Source organism: Streptomyces sp. NPDC041129 (assembly GCF_055592265.1).
The window spans coordinates 1638501-1658091 of record NZ_JBVIYV010000001.1 but is presented as its reverse complement, the minus strand read 5'-3'; the positions used below and the strand labels follow the sequence as shown (position 1 = coordinate 1658091).

The following is a 19591-nucleotide window of genomic DNA, read 5'->3' as shown; positions in this document are numbered from 1 at the left end:
GGGCGTGGCGGGCCGGGGTGCGGTCACGGGTGCCATGTCACCCGGTGTTCGGCCAGGTGGGCCAGTACCGCGTGGTTCGCCTCCCACCCGTCGGGGCTGTGTTCGTCGGCCGCCTGCGGCGGCGTGCCGGACTCCGTCCGGCGGGTGGGCGTGGCGGGCCGGGGTGCGGTCACGGGTGCCATGTCACCCGGTGTTCGGCCAGGTGGGCCAGTACCGCGTGGTTCGCCTCCCACCCGTCGGGAAACTTCACCAGCGTGCCGAGCTGGACCGGTTCCGTGGACGGGTAGTCGTCCATGAGGTCGCCGACGCCCGCGCGGCACACCACGACGCAGGCGTGGCGGTGGCGGGAGGCCAGCACGCACAGGCGGCCGGTCTCCAGGTGGAAGGCCGTGGCGTCGGGGCGGCCGGAGAGCGGGTGGAGGACGACCGTGACGTCGTACTCGCGGCCCTGGAGGCGGTTGGCGGTGTCGACCGTGACGTCCGGCACGCCGAGGTCGGCCAGGGCCGCCAGGACCGCCGCGGCCTGGTCGCGGTGGGCCGTGCCGACCGCGACGCGGTCGGCGGTCAGCGGGGTCGCGTCCGGTGAGCGTTCGGAGACGGCGGCGCCGCCCCGGTCCAGCAGGCGCCGTACGACCGCCGCCACCGCCCGTACCGCCTCCGGGTCCGTGCGCGGGGTGTGGCGGGCGGGCAGTTCGAGCAGGCCCCAGCCGGACGCCGCCGCCTCGTCGATCACCCGGTCGGGACCGGAGCCGTCGGAGGGGACCGCGAACGTCAGCCGGCGGTCGCCGTGGCCCGTGCCGCTGCGGAACGGGGTGTACGGGTAGAAGGCGTCCGAGACCAGCGGGGCCGCCGACGCCGGCAGCCGCCAGGACACCGGCAGGCGGTGCTGCGGAAGCTCCGGGTTGTGGGCCAGCAGAGTGGTGACCGCCGAGGCCGACGGGTCGTACGACAGTCCCGCCCACTGCTCGCCGCCCACGATCGAGAACGGGTCGAGCTGCCCCGGGTCGCCGACGAACAGCGCCCGCTCGAACAGGCCGGCCACGGCCAGCAGCGAGTCCGAACGCATTTGGTACGCCTCGTCCACGATCGCGTGCCGCCACGGATCGTCCACCTTGACGTGCGCCCACTTCGCGGCGGTGGAGACGACGACCGGGAGGCCGTTGAGATCGGCAGCCTTCGCGGACGTGCGGACCTGCGGCAGGTCGTCCAGCGCCTTGTCGTACGGGTCGGCGTCGCTGCTGTGCAGGCGGCCCACGGGCAGGCCCGGATCCTTCTCGGCGAGCCGCAGCACCAGGTCGTCCACCTGGGCGTTGGTCTGCGCCACCACCATCAGCGGGCGCCCGGCGGCGGCGAGTTCGAGGGCCGCGCGCACCACCAGGGTGGACTTGCCCGCGCCCGGCGGGGAGTCCACGACCACGCCCCGCTCGGTGCCGTGCAGGGTGTCGTGGAGGATCGCCTCCGTGGCGCGTGCCGCCGCGGCTCCGGGGTCGAAGTCGACGGTCGTCACAGCACGTCCTCCTCGGTCACGGTGTCGGGCGCCTCGGGTACCGCCTCGCCCGGCGGGCCGCCGTGCGTCCACGGGGTCTCCTCCGGGTCGGGCAGCTTCGCGCCGCCGCGCTGCTCGTGCTCGAACAGGGTGAAGCAGACCGCGTCGCCCTTCTCCGGCACCGAACCCGGCTCGGGCTCCTTGCCCCGGCCCATCTTGTCCACGATCCGCAGGACGAGCACTCCGTCCTCGGGGGCGCCCTCGTACCCGACGAACTCGGCCGCCTGTGGCCTGCCGCCCAGCGAGCGGTACACCTTCGCGCGCTCCGCCAGATGCGGACGGTCCTCCGTGCGGACCGTCACCAGCGGGCGCGGGCTGGGCCGCTTGCCCTCGCTGTACGCCATGACGGCGTCGGTGACCTCGCCCGCGAAGGCCTCCCCGGCCAGCCGTCGCGCGGCCATCACCAGCGGGTCGTCCAGCGCCTCCTGGGCCTCCAGCCGGGCCTGCTCGCGCTCGCGCGTGGCCAGCTTGTTCGCCGCGGTCACCGCGTCGTCCCGACGCGGCTGCGGGGGCTCGCCGGCCAGGACCCGGTCGCGGTGGCCGGTGAACGACCAGCGGTCCCGCGTCCACCGCTCCTCGACGTGCGCGCCCTCGGGCAGCGCCCGCAGCAGGTCCAGGCCCTGCCACACGGAGTCCCAGGTGGGCCGTACGCGGCTCTCCACCAGATCGCGCACGTGCTGTTCGGCCGCGGTGAGCGCGGCCAGCCGGTCGTCCGCCTGCACGGCGTCCTCGGCGGCGGCGAGGGCGGTACGGGCCCGGTCGTAGCGCTCGATGGCCGGGGCCAGCAGCTTGTTGTCGAACGCCGGATCGGTGGCCGGACCGGCCGGCGGGCACCGGAGCTGTCCCTCGTCGTCCCGGGCCAGCTCGGCCCACCGCGCGGCCTCCGCACCGGTGCGTGCTCGCCGGGGGTGCCCCTCCTCGGGCGAATCCGGTGCCGGGGGAGGGGCGATCCAGGCGAGCAGGGCGCCCAGATGCTGGTCCTCCAGGCTGGACTGGCCGGTCGCCCAGTGCCGGGACAGCACGTCGGTGAGCGCCAGCAGCAGGGAGGAGCCGGGAACCCGGGCCCGCTCCCCGTAGTGGGTCAGCCAGCGGCCGAGCAGCGGGACCCGGGGCGGCGCCGGATGGGGTGCCTCCGGGTCCTGCTCGGCGGTACGGCGGAACCGCATGGAACGGCCCAGCAGCCGTACGAAGTCCAGGCCCGCCCGGCTGGGCACGATCAGCTGGGGCGCGTCGGCGCACAGCTCGACCTCGACCTTGACCCGCTTGCCGGTCTCCGGATCGGTTTCGGTGCGCTCGGCCGCCTCGACGTCCTGCGTGTAGGAATCGAGGTACGGCAGGACCACGTCGGCCAGTTCGGCGAGGAACGCGAAGCGCAGGTCGCGGTCGCGGGGCTGCGGCACGACCAGCAGCCGCGGCGCGTCCCGGTCGGTGCCGACCAGCGCGCCCAGCGGGGCACCGGCCTCACCGGCGGTGGTGAGCGGCACGAACACCAGCGGGCGGTCGGACAGCCGGCGATGACGGACGGTCGCCGCCGGCTGGGCGAGACCGGTGCTGACGGCCTCGAGGCGGGCCAGGGTGGCGATCAGTGACACGGGACCGCCACCTCCTGGCCGCCCGCCCGGCCGAGCGCCTCCGCGCGCAGGGCGGCCGCCCGGCGCAGGGCAGCGACCGCCGGGTCGTCCGGATCGCCGCTCTCGCCGCGGGCCGCCGAGAGGACGTCCTCGACCGTGGTCAGACCGCCGAGTTCGGCCCGCAGCGGGCGGCCGAGGCTGGTCACGGCGCCGTCCGCGCGGGACCGGCCGCGGCAGTGGAAGGCCAGTTCGCAGGCGGACAGGCACTCGGGCGCGTACGCGGCGGGGACCGACTCGACGGCCGCCGTCAGCTCCTCGGCGGGTCGGTCCGGAGCGAAGCAGGTGCCCTCGGGCAGGGTGCCGGCGATGTCCTCGACACGGGTGAGCCGGGCGAGCTGCCGGGCGGTGACCGCGCGCTGCTTGCGCACGTCGACGGCGGAGGCCGTGGGCAGGTTGGAGAAGTCCCTGGGGCAGACCAGCAGCACCCGGTGCCGCACCCGCGGGGCCGGGTCGAGCCGGGCGGCGACGTCCTCCAGGGCCAGCACGTACACCGCCGACTGCCGGGCGGCGGCTCCGACCTTCGCCGGGTCCGCCGAGCCGTCCAGCATCGGGAAGGACTTGATCTCCACGACCGTCCAGCTCCCGTCCGGGTGCACCACCACCGCGTCCGGCTCCAGGAACGCGAGCGAGCCCGCCACGTCCAGGGCCAGCATCGGGTGGTCCAGCAGCGTCCAGCCGCCCGCGTCCACGGCATCGCGCAACGCGAGCGCCGTACGGGCCGTACGCCCCTCGGGGCCGTGCGCGGAGAGGTCGGGGACCGAGGCCCCGGCGGGCGGTTCGGCGCCCGGGTCGAGCCGCGCGTGGACCAGCCGCAGCAGCTCCGCGCCGCCGTCGGCCTTCACCTTCGCCTCGAACGCGTTGCCCCGGGTCAGCGCGAACTGCGACTGACCGAATCCGGACGGCGCGCCCAGTCTGTCCGCGAGCGCCGCCTTGTCCACCCCGGCGCCGTCCAGGATCGCCCGCCTGCGGCACCCCGGGTTCGCGGCCAGCGCCGCGAGGGCGCGCGCGTCCAGGGCCTTGGCCGGTACGTCGGGGCCGCGCAGCTCAGCGAGCCGCTGCCGGAGCCCCTTCTCCCGCGTCGCTGGGGGAGGCGTCCGGTTCGGCGGCGGAAGCGAGCTGCGACTCGCGCTGCCGTGGAATTCGCTCACCCGCGGAAGTCTGGCATCCGCCACTGACAATCGGGGAACCGGCAGCCGTGGCGGCCCGCGGTGCCCGGGCGGCGAGGCGGGCCCGGAGCAGGTCGGTGGCCCGCGTCAACCGCGGAGCCAGCAGCAGGCCCACGCCCATGACGGCCACGCCGGCGACCGCGTCGAGGAAGTAGTGGTTGGCGGTGCCCATGACCACGAGCGCGGTCAGCAGCGGGTAGGCGACGGCGAGGATCCTGGTGAGGCGCGTGCCGCCGTACCGCCACAGCATGACCCCGCACCACAGGGCCCAGCCGACGTGCAGACTCGGCATCGCCGCGTACTGGTTGGTCATGCCGCCCATGCCGCGCGGCGCACTGGCCTCGCCTCCCCACCAGCCGTAGGAGCTGTAGTGGGCCATCGTGTCGACGAAGCCGTAGCCCGGGGAGAGCAGCCGGGGCGGGCAGGTGGGCAGCAGGGTGAAGCCGATCAGACCGATGAACGTGGACGCCATCAGCCAGGTCCGGGCCGCCCGGAAATGCTCGGTGCGGGCGCGGAACAGCCAGACGAGGATGGCCGGCGTGACGACGTAGTGCAATGAGGCATACCAGAAGTCCGCCGGTATGCCGAGCCACGGCTCGCGCGTGAACAGCCGGTTGAGCGGGTGCTCGGCGTTCAGGTACAGGGCCTTCTCCAGGCGCAGGATCGCCAGGCCGTGGTCGACGGCGGAGGAGACGTCGCCCCGGGCGAGCAGGCGGCCGGCCGAGTAGCAGCCGTAGACCAGCAGGATCAGGGGCAGCTCGGTCCACCACCGCAGCCGGGCCCGCTGGGTCACCTCGATGCCCGGTGTGTCGGTCTGCGGCATCCGATCGCCCTCCCCCTTCTGCTGCGGCGCGCCACGGCGGCGCCGTGCCACTTTACGGTGTCCACATCCCGGCCATGCGGGCGCTTCAGCCCTCAAAGACGCCGGCCTCGCCCGCCGGGTTGCCCGCGCCCGGGCTGAGCGATGATGGGAGTACCGCGTCTTCTGCTCGAGATGCCCAAGAGCTGTTCGACATGTCCCCGAGAGGTCTCCCATGGCACCGCGCATCCTGCTGGCCCGGCACGGACAGACGGAGTGGTCGCTGTCCGGCAAGCACACCGGCAGGACCGACGTACCACTCCTCGAGGAGGGGCGGCGCGGGGCCAAACTGCTCGGCGAGCGGCTGCACCGCGCCCCGCTGGACGGGCTGCCGGAGGCCGAGGTGCGGACCAGCCCGCTGCTGCGCGCGCGTGAGACGTGTGAACTGGCCGGGTTCGGTGAGCGCGCGGCCGTCTGGGACACGCTCATGGAGTGGGACTACGGCGCCTACGAGGGCATGACCCCCGCCGAGATCCAGGCCGCTCGGCCCGGGTGGCTGATCTGGCGGGACGGGGTGCCCGAGGGGGAGAGCCTCGCGGAGGTCACCGCGCGCGCGGACGAGGTGGTGGCGTGGGCGCGGTCGGCGGACCGCGATGTGCTGGTGTTCGCGCACGGGCACATCCTGCGGTCCATCGGGGCGCGGTGGCTGGGGCTGCCGCTGGCCTTCGCGGGGCGGATACGGCTCAATCCGACCTCGCTGTCCGTGCTGGGGTGGGCCTACGGGGAGCCGGCCATCGAGAGCTGGAACGATGTGGGGCACCTGGTGGGGTGACGTGCCCGGTGTCGGCTCCGGCGCCCGGCGCTGTCGGGCGACGGGGATGCGAAGCCTGCCCGCGGCCGGGCGGGCACACGCACGTGTGCCCGCCCGGCCGCGGGCGGTGGGCCTACCCCCTGCCCGCTCGGGGAGTCGAGGCGTGGCGGTCCAGGAAGTCGCAGACACCTGAGGCGCGGCGGTGGGGGAGCAGGACCCGGGCCGTGCCCGCCAGCATGGTCTGGATGCGGGAGGACTGGACCTGGGTGAGCAGGTCCAGGACGCGCAGACCGGCCGCCGCCGCCTCGTCCGGGCGGCCCTCACGGGCCAGGTCGTCGGCCAGTTCGGCGGTGTAGAGGGCGATGTTGCGGGTGAAGTGGGGGTCCTGGAGGTGGGCCGCCCGGCGGGCGTGCCGGGCCGCGCGCCGCCAGTCGCCCAGCGTCGACCAGCACTGCGCCTCCAGGCCCTCCAGCTCGGCCTCCCCGTAGAAGCTCATCCACTCGGGGTCGGCGTCCGAGTGGCCCCGCTCGAAGAGGGCCTGCGCCCGCGCCAGCGCCTGTTCGCAGCCCGTGCGGTCGGCGAGCCCCGCCCAGCCGCCCGCCTCGCGCAGCGCGAGCAGGGACATCAGCCGGGGCGAGCCCAGAGGAGCGGCGGCGCGGCGCGCGGCCTGCGCGGCGCGTACCGCCTCCCGGGGACGGCCGGCGTCGCGGGCCAGGAACGCGGTGTTGCAGAAGGCGTGCGCCTCGAGGGCCGGGTCGCCGGTCATCCGGGCGGTGGCCAGTGCTTCGGCGTAGTGCGAGCGGGCGTCGTCGAAGCGGCCGGAATCATGGGCCAGCCAGCCCACCGAGATGGCCAGTTCACCGGCGCCCGAGTGCAGTCGCTCGGCGGTCGTCTGCCGGGTCGCGCCCGCGTCCAGAAGCGCGTAGGCGGCGCGCAGCGGGGCGGCCGCGCGCCGGTACAGGCCGTCCGCGCCGTGCCGGTCGTCGAGCAGTCGGATGCGGCGGACGGCCTCCTCGAGGGCGGCCGCCTCGGGGGAGCCGACGCGGCGCGGCGGACGGACCGCCGCCGTGGCGTCGGCGGTGAGCCCCAGCGGGCCCAGCGTGGCGGCGGCCACCGTGGCGCCTCCGCCGGTCATGAATGCGCGACGCAGCACGTCGCTCTCCTCGTGGTTCAGGTGGTCGTTCTCGTGCGGGTCGTACGGGTCCTGCGTGTCATACGGCTCATGGGCCCCACGCGTCTCAGTGGTACCGAACGCCGGGGGTGCCCCGGATGCCGTTCGCGCCGCGCGGCCGCGGACGGACGAGCGCGGTGCGAAGCCGAGGTCGGTGAGCGTGCGGCCGGGGAACATGTGCAGGAACACCCGTTCGTACGCGTAGTTCGGGCAGCGGATCTCACCTGCCTCGACCCTGCCGACGTAGCGCGCGTCACAGCTCACCCGCTCGCCGATCTCGCGTGCGGCCCGCCGCACCAGCGCCGCGAACTCGGCCGGCGAGTGCCGGCCGCGCAGCTGCCGGAAGGCCAGGTTCGGCCGTGCGGGCCGTTCGGGCTGTGACGAGGTCTCCGTTGACGACGCCATGGCCGGGTCCTCTCGTGCGAACCGTCGAACCATGCCGGATCCAAGGTGGATTCGGGCTGAGTTGTCCGTGTGACACCCTGGTTCCGGCGAGCAAGAACGTACCCGCTGTGTCGGACCCGCCACGCAGTGTTTAGCTACAAAACGGATATCTCATCCACGATCTGCCATGAACTGCCATCCTTTGCGGCGCACTTGTGCCGTAGCCGTTGACGCGCACGCGCGTTGGACTCCACGGACCGCAAACGTGCAGCGTGGTGGAGGTCGGCATGGAGACCAGCCAGAGCAACGATCCCTGTACACCGGGTGCCCCACCGTCCGCGACGGAGGGTGACGCGACCTGCGACCTCGTGACGGTGCCGACCCGGCAGGGGCTGGAGGCCGTCGACATCCTCCGGCGCGGCGGGCCGGAGACCGTGGGCCCCGTGCTGCACGACGACGGCTGCGACACCCTCGGCTTCCTGGTCCCCGCCGGCACCGCCGCCTGCTGGGACGTGCCGGGCAGCACCTGCACGGAGACCGACGGGCGCGGGCTCAGACTCAACCCCGAGCCACCGGTGGCGGGCTCGGACTGGCTGCTGCCGCCCGGCGAGGCCGACCTCGCGACCGACCCCGCGGTGCTGCGCCGGGCCCTCGGGGAGGCGGCCCGGCTGATCGAGGCGGCCGACAACTGCCGGTGAAGCACCCGCCCGGGCCGCCTGCGAAAATGGACCGATGGGCAGGTCCAGGAACAACCGGCGCAGGCCGGCCGACGCACAGGCCGTCACGGAAACCGTCGACGGCGGGCTCGCACAGCTCGTGCCCGACCCCGACCGCCCCCGCGCCCGGACACTGCTGATCGACGGGGCACCCCAGTCGCACGTGGACCTGGACGACCCCGCGTACCTCTCCTTCGAGTACCAGCGCCGGCTCGGTCATGTCATCGACCTCGCCGCGCCGCCCGGCCGGCCGGTGCACGCCGTGCATCTGGGCGGTGGCGCCCTCACGCTCGCCCGCTACGTCGCCGCCACCCGGCCACGCTCCACCCAGCAGGTCGTCGAGCGGGACGCCGCCCTCGTCCAACTGGTGAGGCGAGAGCTGCCGTTGGATCCGAACGCGCGCATACGGGTGCGGTCGACGGACGCCCGCGAGGGCCTGGCCAAGGTCCCGGACGGCTGGGCCGACCTGATCATCGCCGATGTCTTCAGCGGCGCCCGGACCCCCGCCCACCTCACCTCCACCGAGTTCCTGGACGAGGTCCGCAGGGCCCTGAAGCCCTCCGGTGTCTACACCGCCAACGTCGCCGACGGCCCGCCGCTCGCCCACCTGCGCGGCCAGATAGCCACCGCCGCCGCACGCTTCCCGGAACTCGCGCTGATCGCGGACCCGGCCGTGCTGCGCGGCAAGCGCTTCGGCAACGCCGTCCTGGCCGCCTCCGGACTGCCGCTGCCGCTCGCCGAACTCACCCGTCGCGCCGCCTCCGACCCGCACCCCGCCCGGGTCGAACACGGAAAGCAGCTCACCGACTTCACCGGCGGCGCCGCCCCCGTCACGGACGACGCGGCGGTGGCCTCCCCGGCCCCGCCGCCCTCGGTCTTCCGCTGACCGTCTTCCTCACGGTCCTTCAGTACGTGCCCACTTCGACGCGCGGCGGACCGTCGTGCCAGGTGCAGAACACCGACACCCGGTCGGCGTCCCGGCTGAACTCCACCCGGATCCAGCTCTCCGTGTTCCACACCTGCATCGACCAGCCGGTGCCCGGGGTCGCCGAGACGAGCGTCGCGTCGGCCGTGCCCAGGTCGAAGACCGCCCGGCCGCCGTCGGTGTCGTAGGCCTTGACCCGGCCCGAGGCTGTGGGGCCGGCGGTGGGGGAGGCGGACGGGGAGTGGCCGGCGGTGCGGGACGGGGTCCGGGAAGGCGTGCCGGCCGGCGGCTCGGCCGTCGGGCTCTTCGACCGGGACGGCCGGGCGGTCGGCGAACCCGCCGGCTTCGAGCGCTGCGTGGTGGTGTCGGCCGCCGTGATCGGCAGGGCACGCGGCGGGTCGTACGCCGTGCCGGCCATGACCGTGTGCACACCCCACCACGACAGCGTGACCGCCGCGCCCGTGGCGAGCAGCCATGCCAGTACGTGTACGAGTCCTCTGCGCATCGCGGGCCATACTGCCCCAGGGGCACCGGGATGCGCACTCGCCCCGGGTCATCCACAGGCGGGGCACCGGCGTTGGCCGCATGGCGTACGGTGCGGCGCATGGCAAGTGTGCTCGTGGTCGAGGACGACCAGTTCGTACGCTCGGCGCTCATCCGGCACCTGACCGACGCCTCACACACCGTGCGCAGCGTCGGTACGGCACTGGAGGCGCTGCGTGAGGTCGCCCATCTCCGTTTCGACGTGGTCATCCTGGACCTCGGACTGCCCGACCTGGACGGCTCCGAGGCCCTGAAGATGCTGCGTGGCATCACGGACGTGCCCGTCATCATCGCCACCGCGCGGGACGACGAGGCGGAGATCGTCCGGTTGCTCAACGCGGGGGCGGACGACTACCTGACCAAGCCGTTCTCGGTCGAGCACCTGTCGGCCCGCATGGCGGCCGTGCTGCGCCGGGCCCGGTCCACCGGCGGGGAGGCACCGCCCTCCAGCGTCCTGCGGGTCGGCGGGCTCACCGTCGACCCGCTGCGCCGACAGGCCGAACTGGACGGCGCCCGGCTCGACCTGACCCGCCGCGAGTTCGACCTGCTCGCCTTCCTCGCCGGCCGCCCCGGGGTCGTCGTGGCCCGCAAGGAACTACTCGCCGAGGTGTGGCAGCAGTCCTACGGCGACGACCAGACGATCGACGTCCATCTCTCCTGGCTGCGTCGCAAGCTGGGGGAGACCGCGGCCCGGCCGCGCTATCTGCACACCCTCCGGGGTGTCGGCGTGAAGCTGGAGCCGCCCGCAGGAGGGGAGCCGACGCGATGAGATGGGCTCTGGTCAAGGTGTGCCTGGCGGTCACCACCATGGTCGTGGTCGCCTTCGCCGTACCGCTCGGGCTGGTCGTGAAGGAGATGGCCCGCGACCGGGCGTTCTCCAACGCCGAGCGGGAGGCCGCCGCGGTCGCCCCCGCGCTGTCCATCACCACCGACCGGGACAAGCTGGAACGGGTGGTGGCCTCGGCCGGCGCCGACTCCGGTCTGGCCGTGCACCTGCCCGCCGACGGCGGCCGCGGAGCACTCGACCTCGGCCGGCGGCGCGCCGCCGCCAAGGACGTCGTGGCCGTACGGAAACTGGGCCGTGCCTCCACCACCTCCGTCCCCGGCGGCTCCACGCTGCTGCAGCCGGTCGCGCTCGGCTCCGGCGCGATCGCGGTCGTCGAGGTGTACGTGCCCGAGTCCGAGACGAGCAACGGCGTCGGCACGGCATGGGCGGTGCTCGCGGCGGTCGGTCTCGCGCTGATCGTCGGCTCGGTCGCGGTCGCCGACCGGCTCGGGGTGCGCATGGTGCGGCCCGCGCAACGGCTGGTCGAAGGTGCGCACGAGCTGGGCGAGGGCAAGCTGGGCGGCCGGGTGCCGGAGGAGGGGCCGACCGAACTGCGGCTCGCGGCGGTCGCGTTCAACTCCATGGCCGACCAGGTCGTTCAACTGCTGGCCAACGAGCGCGAGCTGGCGGCCGACCTGTCGCACCGGCTGCGCACCCCGCTGACCGTGCTCCGGCTGAACGCCGCCTCCCTCGGCGCCGGGCCCGCCGCCGATCAGACCCGGGCGGCCGTCGCCCAGCTGGAGGGGGAGGTCGACACCATCATCCGCACCGCCCGGGAGGCCAAGCCGCAGACCATTGCCGCCGGTGCGGGCGCCGGCTGCGACGCGGCCGAAGTGGTGCGCGAGCGGATGAAGTTCTGGTCCGCGCTCGCCGAGGACGAGGGCCGCAAATGGCGGGTGGCCGGGGTCGAGAGGCCGGTGCGCATACCCGTGGCCCGCGCCGATCTGGCCGCCGCCCTCGACGCGCTGCTCGGCAACGTCTTCCGGCACACGGCCGAGGGCACCGCTTTCGCGGTCGACGTGCACAACGCGGAGGACGCGGTGATCGTGCTGATCTCCGACGCGGGCCCCGGCATACCCGACCCCGAGGCGGCGATGGCCCGCGGCCGTGGCTCCGGCAGCGCGGGCTCGACCGGGCTCGGCCTGGACATCGTGCGCCGCCTCGCCGAGGCCACCGGCGGTGACGTGCGTATCGGCTCCTCGGTGCTGGGCGGGACCGAGGTGCGGATCTGGTTCCAGCTCGACGGACGGAAGCAGGCCGGCCGGGGGCACCGGGGGAGCGTGCGCCGACGCCGGCGGCCGGCGGGCGCCCGCTGACGCTCCGTTCGCACCGGACCACGGATTGGTCTCGACCTTTAACCGTCCCCGATCCCTTCCTTAAGCGCACCCTAAGGACCGCGACGGCCGTCCCCATAGGCCCGTTTGCCCGTTTCCGGCTCGCTAGCGTGCTGCCGCACCCCACCCCCCGTGAACAGCGAAGGCAGGCACGCGCATGAGCACGCACCGGCGCAGGATCAGTGGCAGGAACAAGGCGATCGGCTCCGTGGTGGCCGCGGCCGTGATCGGTGGCGGCGCCCTCCTGCTCACCGGCACGGCGAACGCGGCCGGGGTCAACGCCGCGTACACGAAGACCAGCGACTGGTCGACGGGCTACACCGCGCAGTACGTCGTCACCAACAACAGCGGCCGGACGGAGAAGACCTGGACGCTGGAGTTCGACCTGCCCGCGGGCGCGAAGCTCGGCTCCCTGTGGAACGCCGAGGCCGACGTCAGCGGTCAGCACGTCACCGTGAAGCCCGCGAAGTGGGACACCGACGGCCTGGCCGTGGGCAAGTCGGTCACCGTCGGCTTCGTGGTCAACGGCAAGGGCGACCCGACGGGCTGCCGGGTCGACGACGCGCGGTGTTCCGCGGACGACGGCGCCACCCCCGAGCCGAGCGGCCGCCCGACCCAGACCCAGACCCCGGCCCCCAGCGCGACGCCGAGCCAGAGCGCCACCCCCACTCGAAGCGCCACCCCCACCCAGAGCGCGACCCCGACCCCCTCGCAGAGCACGGGCACCGGCACCACCGCCTCGGCTGGCTTCGCCCCCTACGTGGACACCTCCCTCTACCCGGCCTTCGACCTCCTCGCCGCGGCCGACGCGACCGGCGTGAAGAACTTCAACCTCGCCTTCGTCACCGACGGCGGCGGCTGCACCCCCAAGTGGGGCGGCGTCAGCGACCTCACCGGCGACGCGGTGGCCGCGCAGATAGGCTCCCTGCGCGCCAAGGGCGGCGACGTCCGGGTCTCCTTCGGCGGCGCCTCCGGCTCGGAGCTGGCCACCACCTGCTCCTCGGCGGACGCCCTGGCGGCGGCGTACGGCAAGGCCGTGGACGCCTTCAAGCTGACCAAGGTCGACTTCGACGTCGAGGGCGGCGCGCTGCCCAACACCGCGGCCAACACCCGCCGGGCCCAGGCCATCGCCAAACTCCAGGCCCAGCACCCGGACCTGGACGTCTCCTTCACCCTGCCGGTGATGCCCGAGGGCCTGACCCAGGACGGCGTGAACCTCCTGTCCAACGCCAAGTCCAACGGCGTGAGGATCAACACCGTCAACATCATGGCGATGGACTACGGCCCCGCCTACAGCGGTGACATGGGCACCTACGCCGAGCAGGCCGCCACCGCGACCCAGGCCCAGGTCAAGAGCGTGCTGGGGCTGTCCGACGCGGCCGCCTGGAAGACGGTCGCGGTCACCCCGATGATCGGTGTCAACGACGTCTCCGCCGAGGTCTTCAGGGTCGACGACGCCACGCAGCTCGTGAACTTCGCCAAGTCCAAGGGCCTCGGCTGGCTCTCCATGTGGTCCGCGACCCGTGACAAGCAGTGCGACGGCGGCACCAAGCCCACCGCCGACGCCACCTGCAGCTCCATCCCCCAGGACAAGTTCGCCTTCGCCAAGGCCTTCGGCGCCTTCAACTGAGCCGGCCACGGCGGCCACGGCCGCCAGGCGGCTACAGCGGCCGCATTGGCCACTGTGGCCGCACCGGCAACCCGCGCACGGCGCATGACGAGGGCGCGGCACCCCCTATCCGGGTGCCGCGCCCACGCCGTCCGGCGCCCTCGGGCCACCGGACGGTCCCTCAGACCACCGGCTCCGCCGCCGCCCGCAGCGTGCCCGTCCGGGCCACCTCGCCGTACCAGCGGGCGCTCGACTTCGGGGTGCGCTCCAGCGTCGTGTAGTCCACGTACACCGCGCCGAACCGCTTGTCGTAGCCGTACGCCCACTCGAAGTTGTCCAGCAGGGACCACAGGTAGTAGCCGCGGACGTCGGCACCGTCGGCGACGGCCCGGCGGACCGCCGCCAGGTGGCCGTGCAGATAGGCGATGCGCTCGGGGTCGTGCACCCGGCCCTCGGCGTCGGGCTTGTCGTCGTAGGCCGCGCCGTTCTCCGTGATGTACAGCGGCAGGCCCGGCGCCTCGCGCGAGTAGCGCGTGATCAGTTCATGCAGCCCGGTGGGGTCGACGGTCCAGCCCATCCCGGTCCGCTCGCCCGGCGTCTGGTGGAACAGCACGTCGTCGGCGGCCGGCCAGGGGGAGTGCTCGCCGGTGCCGTGACCGTCCACCCGGGGGCCCGTGGCCCTGCCGTCCGCCGCCGAGACCAGGGTCGGGGTGTAGTAGTTCAGGCCCAGCGCGTCCAGCGGCGCCCTGGTCGTGCGGAGGTCCCCGTCCAGCACGAACGACCAGTCGGTGACGGAGGCGGTCTCGGCGAACAGTGTCTCCGGGTAGGCGCCGTGCAGGACCGGTCCGTGGAAGACGCCGTTGGCCAGGTTGTCGATCCGGTGGGCCGCCGCCAGATCGGCCGGGCTCTGGGAAAGCGGGCGCACCACCGAGGAGTTGAGGCTGAGCGCGATCTGGCCGTGGGCAGGCAGCACCGAGCGAAGGGCCGCCGTGCCCAGGCCGTGCGCCAGGTTGAGGTGATGGGCCGCACGCAGGGCGGCCGCCGGATCGGTGCGCCCGGGGGCGTGCACGCCCGAGCCGTAGCCCAGGAAGGCGCTGCACCAGGGCTCGTTGAGCGTGATCCACTGCTCCACCCGGTCGCCGAGGGCCTCGCCGACCAGCCGCGCGTACTCGGCGAACCGGTGGGCGGTGTCCCGCTCCGGCCAGCCGCCCGCGTCCTCCAGCTCCTGGGGCAGGTCCCAGTGGTAGAGGGTGATCGCCGGCTTGATGCCGTGCGCCAGCAGCTCGTCCACCAGGCGGCGGTAGAAGTCAAGGCCCACCTGGACCGCCGGGCCCCGGCCGGTCGGCTGCACCCGGGACCAGGAGACGGAGAAGCGGTAGGCGGTCAGGCCCAGCTCCGCCATCAGCGCCACGTCCTCGCGGTAGCGGTGGTAGTGGTCGACGGCGATGTCCCCGGTCTCACCGCCCGCCGTTCTGCCGGGGGTGTGGCTGAAGGTGTCCCAGATCGAAGGAGTTCGGCCACCCTCCCGCACCGCGCCCTCGATCTGGTACGCGGACGTCGCGGCGCCCCAGAGGAAGGCGGGAGGGAAGGTCTCGGGCGGCAAGGGCTCTGTCATGGAAGGACTCCCCGGATCGGCTGCGCCCCATTGTGCATGGGAGCGCTCCCATGCGGAAGCCCCCACCCGCCCCCTATGGGTTTTCACAGCTTGCGGCCGGCCCGGGGCCCGACTCATGGCCCGTTACCGGTTCCGGTTCGCGGCTCGCGCACGGTTCCGGCTCGCGGCCGGACCGCGCGGCGCGGACGGCCTCAGGCCGACTCCCGCACGACCAGCCGGGTCGGCAGGACCACCTCGCGCCGGCCCGCCCGCCCCGCGATCTCGTCCAGCAGCAGATCCGCCATGGCGCGCCCCATCTCCTCCATCGGCTGGCGGACGCTGGTCAGCGGAGGGTCGATGTGCCGCGCCACGATCGAGTCGTCGAAGCCGACGACGGCCACGTCGTCCGGGACCCGCCGGCCCGCGGCGCGCAGTTCGAGCACCGCCCCGGAGGCCATCACGTCGGAGGCCGCGAACACCGCGTCGAGCCCGGGGCGCCGCAGCAGCAGCTCGCGCATCGCCGCCCGCCCGCCCTCCTCGGTGAAGTCGCCCTGCTCCATCAGTTCCTCGTCCACCGCGACTCCCGCGGTCCGCAGCGCCTCGCGGTAGCCGTCGAGCCGGGTCCGGGCCGCGTCCATGTCCAGGGGCCCGGTGATCGTGGCGATGGTGCGCCGCCCCCTGTCGAGCAGGTGCTGGACCGCGCTCCGGGCGCCGCCGCCGTTGTCAGCGCGGACATGGCCGAGCGGTTCCGGATCGCCGCGCCGCCCGGCCAGCACGGTGGGCACGGACAGCTCCTCCAGCAGATCCGGGAGGGTGTCGTCGCGGTGGACCGCCACCATCAGTACGCCGTCCACCCGTTGGGCGGTCAGGTACGAGGCCAGGCGCCGGTGCTTCTTCCCGTCGCGCGCGAGCACCAGCAGCAACTGCATGCCGGCGTGGGTGAGTCGCGCGGAGGCGCCCCGGATGATGCCCGAGAAGTACGGCTCCGCGAACAGCCGGCTCTCGGCCTCCGGGACGACCAGGGCCACGGCGTCGGTACGGCGTGTGGCCAGGGAGCGCGCGGCGCGGTTGGGGACGTAGCCGAGTTCGGCGATCGCCTTCTCCACCGCGGCCCGGGACCGATCGCTCACCTTGGGGGAGTCGTTGAGCACCCGGGACACCGTGCCACGGCCGACACCCGCCCGAGCGGCCACGACGTTCAGCGTCGGGCGCCGGACCCCGAGCGCTTCGGGCGGCTGGGCGTGGCTCATCGTTCACCTTCCGGTGTGCGGCAAGGGGGCGCCCCATTGTGGCCCAGCGTGTTCCGCCACCGGCCGCCCCGTCCGGGCCGTCCGCCGGACCGGAGCGAAGATCATCCCTGTGACCAGCGTAGATCCAGCGGGTGACGGGTGGATGTCCAGAGCGGGGCGGGGGATTCAGTGACACGTTCACGTGACGTCTGGGACACGCTCAGGCAACAACGGTGTTTTCAAGTCTTGACACCCGACCCCCAGAGCAAGGAGTCTTCCGGCATGCCGCGTGGGAGCGGTCCCACGGGAGGTTCCGGGGCTCGACTCGCGCGGATCAAAGCACTGATGGCCTTTCCCTCTACCTCGCATGACACACCGTTGACCAGCGCCTTTGCACCGCACGTCGCGTGCAGTGAGCCGGCCGCTGCTCGAAATCGAGAGGGCAGGTCCGGGCCGCCGATCCTTGGCGGTCTGCTTCCTGGGGTCCCGTTTCCCACCGGAACAAGGAGTAGTGGAATGCGCATCACCGGTACCGACGGCGGAGGCGGTCGCCGTCGCAGAGCGGCGGCCCTCGCCACCACGGTCCTGACGGCATCGGCCCTGCTGCTGACGGGCTGCAGCAGTGACGACGACTCGGACGCCTCGTCCGACGGCTCGATCACGCTCACCGTGGCCGACTTCGGGCAGTTCGGCTACAAGGAGGCCGATCTGTTCGCCAAGTACCACAAGCTCCACCCGAAGATCACGGTGAAGGAAGAGGTCACCGCCAACGAGCAGGACTACTACCCCAAGCTCCTTCAGCAGCTGAACACGGGCAGCGGTCTGGGAGACGTCACCGGTATCGAGGTCGGCCGTATCAAGGAGGTCGTCGACACCCAGGCGGACAAGTTCGCCGACCTGAGCAAGTCGATCGACGTGAAGGACTGGGTCTCCTGGAAGGAGAAGCAGGCCACCACGAAGGACGGCAAGGTCGTGGGCGCCGGCACCGACATCGGCCCGATGTCGCTGTGCTACCGCCGTGACCTGTTCGAGAAGGCGGGCCTGCCCACCGACCGCGAGGACGTCGCCAAGGCGATAGCGGGCGGCTGGGAGGACTACCTCAAGCTCGGCGAGCAGTACAAGAAGAAGGCGCCGTCCGGCACCTACTTCATGGACTCCGCGAGCGCCATGTTCAACGCGGTCGTCAGCTCCTCGGACAAGCAGTACTACGGCACCGACGGCAAGCCGGTCTACAAGGACAGCGCGTCGGTGCAGCAGGGCTGGGACCTCTCCGCCGAGGCCGCGTCCAAGAAGCTGACCCACGGTCTGCCGCAGTTCACCGACGCCTGGACGGCGGCGCTGCGCAAGGGCAGCGTGGCCACGGTGGCGTGCCCGGCCTGGATGGCCGGCCAGATCTCCACCAACTCCGGTGACGCCTTCAAGGGCAAGTGGGACATCTCCCGCGCCCCCGGTTCCACGGCGGCCAACTGGGGCGGCTCCTTCCTGGCGGTCCCGCAGGGCGGCAAGCACGTCAAGGAGGCCACCGAGCTGGTCAAGTGGCTGACGGCGCCCGAGCAGCAGGCCGCCGTGTTCAAGGCGATCGGCGTCTTCCCGTCCAACCAGGGCGCCTACGAGCTGGCCGACGTGAAGAGCGCGAAGCTCCCTTACTTCAACAACGCCCCGATCGGCGAGATCTACGCGGATGAGGCCAAGTCCATCCCCGAGGCGGTGCTCGGCCCGAAGGACGCCGTGATCAAGGACACGATCTCGACGCAGATCAACAACATGGAGCAGCGGGGCACCAAGCCCGCCGACGCATGGAAGGCCGCGACCGAGACGATCGACAAGGCGATCGGCTGACGCGCGCCGGGGCGGGCCGGTCCCTCGGACCGCCCGCCCCGCGCCCGCGCGGGCGGCCGGGCCGGCCGGGTCCCGCCGCGCCGGTGCCGTGACCGCGAGGGCCCACCGGTACCCGGGCGGCGGCACGGTGCCGCCGACGCGGCGGCCCCCGGCGTCCGGCGCCCAGATCGGATCCGGTGCCCGGCACCCAGGCGGATCCGGGCGCCGGCCCGGCCACCGCACCATCGCGGCGCCGGCCATGAAGCCGCGCCCGCAAGCCGCGCCCGGCGGACCGGGGCCGGTGGACCGGGGCCGGTGGACCGGGGCCCGCGGATCGGATCCGGGACACCTGGCTCTGGATGCCGGCCGGGCGGCTCGGTACCGTACCGGCCGCCGTGGCGCGCGGGACGGGGGCCGGCGCGCGGTCGGTGGACACCGCGCCCGCCCCGTATCCGGCCGAAAACCTGCAGACAAGGACTCCTCCGTGGCAACAACAACCCCCGCCCGGGGCGCGTACAGCCCGCCGCCCGGCGATTCCGGCGCCGTGTCGAACGGACCCGGCCCCCGCACCTGGCGCAGCCGGCTGTGGCGCCTCGACGACCTGGCCTCGCCCTACGCCTACATCGCGCCCTTCTTCCTCATCTTCGGAGCCTTCGGGCTCTACCCGCTCCTCTACACCGGCTGGATCGCCCTGCACCGGGTCGAGATGACCAGCCTCGGCCAGTCCGAGTGGGTCGGCTGGGACAACTTCTCCCGGATCCTCCAGGACTCGGAGTTCTGGACCGCGGTCGCCAACACCTTCGTCATCGGCGTCATATCGACCGTCCCCCAGCTCCTCGTGGCGCTCGGCCTGGCCCATCTGCTCAACTACAAGCTGCGGGCCAGCACGTTCTGGCGGACGCTCATCCTCACCCCGTACGCCACCTCGGTGGCGACCGCGGCGCTGGTCTTCGCCCTCGTCTTCCGTGCGGACGGCGGCATCCTCAACTGGGTGCTGCACTTCGCCGGTGTCGACAACATCGACTGGGGCAACGGCGAGTGGACGTCCAAGATCGCCATCTCGGTCATCGTGATCTGGCGCTGGACGGGCTACAACGCCCTGATCTACCTGGCGGCCATGCAGGCGGTGCCGACCGATCTGTACGAGGCCGCCTCGATCGACGGCGCGTCGCGGTGGCAGCAGTTCCGCAAGGTGACGATCCCCTCGCTGCGGCCGACGATCCTGTTCACCATCGTCATCTCGACCATCGGCTCCATGCAGCTGTTCGGCGAGCCGCTGCTGCTGCAGGGCGGAACGCTCGGGTCCATCGGCGGCAGCGAGCACCAGTACGAAACCCTCAGCATCTACCTCTTCAACTACGGCTGGAAGCTGGGGCACCTGGGTCCGGCCGCCGCCGTGGCCTGGGCGATGCTCGTCCTGCTGCTGCTGATCGCCCTGATCAACTGGATCGTCGGCCGGTTCGTGCGCAAGAGCGCGGCCTGACGGGAG

Annotated in this window: 17 protein-coding genes; 8 read left to right on the top strand and 9 right to left on the bottom strand. The window is 73.4% G+C overall.

Going from position 1 to position 19591, the window contains the following annotated elements; translation table 11 throughout:
• Positions 1 to 23 precede the first annotated feature (23 nt).
• The 5 genes from ACZ6B1_RS07220 to ACZ6B1_RS07200 are packed head-to-tail and all read right to left on the bottom strand — an operon-like array spanning position 24 to position 5166.
• Entirely contained in the window at positions 24 to 173 is a 150-nt protein-coding gene (locus ACZ6B1_RS07220) for a hypothetical protein (protein ID WP_468775753.1), read from the bottom strand.
• The gene (locus ACZ6B1_RS07215; protein ID WP_468775751.1) at positions 170 to 1507 is read right to left on the bottom strand and encodes an AAA family ATPase; all 1338 of its coding nucleotides are present in this window, start codon (positions 1505 to 1507) and stop codon (positions 170 to 172) included. The genes ACZ6B1_RS07220 and ACZ6B1_RS07215 overlap by 4 nt, the downstream gene beginning before the upstream one ends.
• On the bottom strand, positions 1504 to 3138 hold the full coding sequence (locus ACZ6B1_RS07210) for a hypothetical protein (RefSeq protein ID WP_468775749.1): 1635 nt from the start codon (positions 3136 to 3138) through the stop codon (positions 1504 to 1506). The genes ACZ6B1_RS07215 and ACZ6B1_RS07210 overlap by 4 nt, the downstream gene beginning before the upstream one ends.
• Entirely contained in the window at positions 3129 to 4325 is a 1197-nt protein-coding gene (locus ACZ6B1_RS07205; RefSeq protein ID WP_468775747.1) for a hypothetical protein, read from the bottom strand. Before ACZ6B1_RS07205 ends, ACZ6B1_RS07210 begins: the two co-directional genes overlap by 10 nt.
• Entirely contained in the window at positions 4222 to 5166 is a 945-nt protein-coding gene (locus tag ACZ6B1_RS07200) for a phosphatase PAP2 family protein (RefSeq protein ID WP_468775746.1), read from the bottom strand. The genes ACZ6B1_RS07205 and ACZ6B1_RS07200 overlap by 104 nt, the downstream gene beginning before the upstream one ends.
• Before the next feature lie 211 nt (positions 5167 to 5377).
• On the opposite strand from ACZ6B1_RS07200, the gene ACZ6B1_RS07195 reads away from it, so the two are divergent.
• Positions 5378 to 5974, top strand: a complete 597-nt coding sequence (locus tag ACZ6B1_RS07195; protein WP_468775744.1) for a histidine phosphatase family protein — start codon at positions 5378 to 5380, stop codon at positions 5972 to 5974.
• A gap of 112 nt (positions 5975 to 6086) precedes the next feature.
• Here ACZ6B1_RS07195 and ACZ6B1_RS07190 read toward each other — a convergent pair whose 3' ends face one another.
• On the bottom strand, positions 6087 to 7529 hold the full coding sequence (locus ACZ6B1_RS07190) for a hypothetical protein (protein ID WP_468775742.1): 1443 nt from the start codon (positions 7527 to 7529) through the stop codon (positions 6087 to 6089).
• A 266-nt stretch (positions 7530 to 7795) separates the two neighbouring features.
• On the opposite strand from ACZ6B1_RS07190, the gene ACZ6B1_RS07185 reads away from it, so the two are divergent.
• Both ACZ6B1_RS07185 and ACZ6B1_RS07180 read left to right on the top strand, forming a co-directional pair.
• A complete protein-coding gene (locus tag ACZ6B1_RS07185; protein ID WP_468775740.1) occupies positions 7796 to 8206 on the top strand; it encodes a hypothetical protein in 411 nt (136 codons plus the stop codon).
• Between the two features lie 34 nt (positions 8207 to 8240).
• Positions 8241 to 9110, top strand: a complete 870-nt coding sequence (locus ACZ6B1_RS07180) for a spermidine synthase (RefSeq protein WP_468775739.1) — start codon at positions 8241 to 8243, stop codon at positions 9108 to 9110.
• Positions 9111 to 9129: 19 nt separating this feature from the next.
• On the opposite strand, the gene ACZ6B1_RS07175 is transcribed toward ACZ6B1_RS07180, so the two are convergent.
• Entirely contained in the window at positions 9130 to 9654 is a 525-nt protein-coding gene (locus ACZ6B1_RS07175) for a hypothetical protein (protein ID WP_468775737.1), read from the bottom strand.
• A gap of 99 nt (positions 9655 to 9753) precedes the next feature.
• Here ACZ6B1_RS07175 and ACZ6B1_RS07170 point away from each other — a divergent pair, with 99 nt between their 5' ends.
• The 3 genes from ACZ6B1_RS07170 (at position 9754) to ACZ6B1_RS07160 (ending at position 13482) form a co-directional block, all read left to right on the top strand.
• On the top strand, positions 9754 to 10461 hold the full coding sequence (locus ACZ6B1_RS07170; RefSeq protein ID WP_468775735.1) for a response regulator transcription factor: 708 nt from the start codon (positions 9754 to 9756) through the stop codon (positions 10459 to 10461).
• Positions 10458 to 11834 (top strand): sensor histidine kinase, encoded by a 1377-nt coding sequence (locus ACZ6B1_RS07165; RefSeq protein WP_468775733.1) that lies wholly within the window; start codon positions 10458 to 10460, stop codon positions 11832 to 11834. The genes ACZ6B1_RS07170 and ACZ6B1_RS07165 overlap by 4 nt, the downstream gene beginning before the upstream one ends.
• A 175-nt stretch (positions 11835 to 12009) precedes the next feature.
• Positions 12010 to 13482 (top strand): glycoside hydrolase family 18 protein, encoded by a 1473-nt coding sequence (locus ACZ6B1_RS07160; protein ID WP_468775731.1) that lies wholly within the window; start codon positions 12010 to 12012, stop codon positions 13480 to 13482.
• Between the two features lie 160 nt (positions 13483 to 13642).
• Here ACZ6B1_RS07160 and ACZ6B1_RS07155 read toward each other — a convergent pair whose 3' ends face one another.
• On the bottom strand, positions 13643 to 15076 hold the full coding sequence (locus ACZ6B1_RS07155) for a GH1 family beta-glucosidase (RefSeq protein ID WP_468775730.1): 1434 nt from the start codon (positions 15074 to 15076) through the stop codon (positions 13643 to 13645).
• Between the two features lie 191 nt (positions 15077 to 15267).
• Positions 15268 to 16305 (bottom strand): LacI family DNA-binding transcriptional regulator, encoded by a 1038-nt coding sequence (locus tag ACZ6B1_RS07150; protein WP_468775728.1) that lies wholly within the window; start codon positions 16303 to 16305, stop codon positions 15268 to 15270.
• Between the two features lie 495 nt (positions 16306 to 16800).
• On the opposite strand from ACZ6B1_RS07150, the gene ACZ6B1_RS07145 reads away from it, so the two are divergent.
• Both ACZ6B1_RS07145 and ACZ6B1_RS07140 read left to right on the top strand, forming a co-directional pair.
• Positions 16801 to 18123 (top strand): ABC transporter substrate-binding protein, encoded by a 1323-nt coding sequence (locus ACZ6B1_RS07145; RefSeq protein ID WP_468775726.1) that lies wholly within the window; start codon positions 16801 to 16803, stop codon positions 18121 to 18123.
• Positions 18124 to 18586: 463 nt separating this feature from the next.
• Positions 18587 to 19585 carry a carbohydrate ABC transporter permease gene (locus ACZ6B1_RS07140; protein ID WP_468775724.1) on the top strand — a complete coding sequence of 333 codons (999 nt, stop codon included), beginning with the start codon at positions 18587 to 18589 and terminating at the stop codon, positions 19583 to 19585.
• Positions 19586 to 19591: the final 6 nt, after the last annotated feature.

Excerpts from the sequence above, each read along its gene's own strand:
- ACZ6B1_RS07200 (WP_468775746.1), bottom strand. The coding sequence starts at position 5,166 with ATGCCGCAGACCGACACACCGGGCATCGAGGTGACCCAGCGGGCCCGG.
- ACZ6B1_RS07195 (WP_468775744.1), top strand. The coding sequence starts at position 5,378 with ATGGCACCGCGCATCCTGCTGGCCCGGCACGGACAGACGGAGTGGTCG.
- ACZ6B1_RS07190 (WP_468775742.1), bottom strand. The coding sequence starts at position 7,529 with ATGGCGTCGTCAACGGAGACCTCGTCACAGCCCGAACGGCCCGCACGG.
- ACZ6B1_RS07185 (WP_468775740.1), top strand. The coding sequence starts at position 7,796 with ATGGAGACCAGCCAGAGCAACGATCCCTGTACACCGGGTGCCCCACCG.
- ACZ6B1_RS07180 (WP_468775739.1), top strand. The coding sequence starts at position 8,241 with ATGGGCAGGTCCAGGAACAACCGGCGCAGGCCGGCCGACGCACAGGCC.
- ACZ6B1_RS07175 (WP_468775737.1), bottom strand. The coding sequence starts at position 9,654 with ATGCGCAGAGGACTCGTACACGTACTGGCATGGCTGCTCGCCACGGGC.
- ACZ6B1_RS07170 (WP_468775735.1), top strand. The coding sequence starts at position 9,754 with ATGGCAAGTGTGCTCGTGGTCGAGGACGACCAGTTCGTACGCTCGGCG.
- ACZ6B1_RS07165 (WP_468775733.1), top strand. The coding sequence starts at position 10,458 with ATGAGATGGGCTCTGGTCAAGGTGTGCCTGGCGGTCACCACCATGGTC.
- ACZ6B1_RS07160 (WP_468775731.1), top strand. The coding sequence starts at position 12,010 with ATGAGCACGCACCGGCGCAGGATCAGTGGCAGGAACAAGGCGATCGGC.
- ACZ6B1_RS07155 (WP_468775730.1), bottom strand. The coding sequence starts at position 15,076 with ATGACAGAGCCCTTGCCGCCCGAGACCTTCCCTCCCGCCTTCCTCTGG.
- ACZ6B1_RS07150 (WP_468775728.1), bottom strand. The coding sequence starts at position 16,305 with ATGAGCCACGCCCAGCCGCCCGAAGCGCTCGGGGTCCGGCGCCCGACG.
- ACZ6B1_RS07145 (WP_468775726.1), top strand. The coding sequence starts at position 16,801 with ATGCGCATCACCGGTACCGACGGCGGAGGCGGTCGCCGTCGCAGAGCG.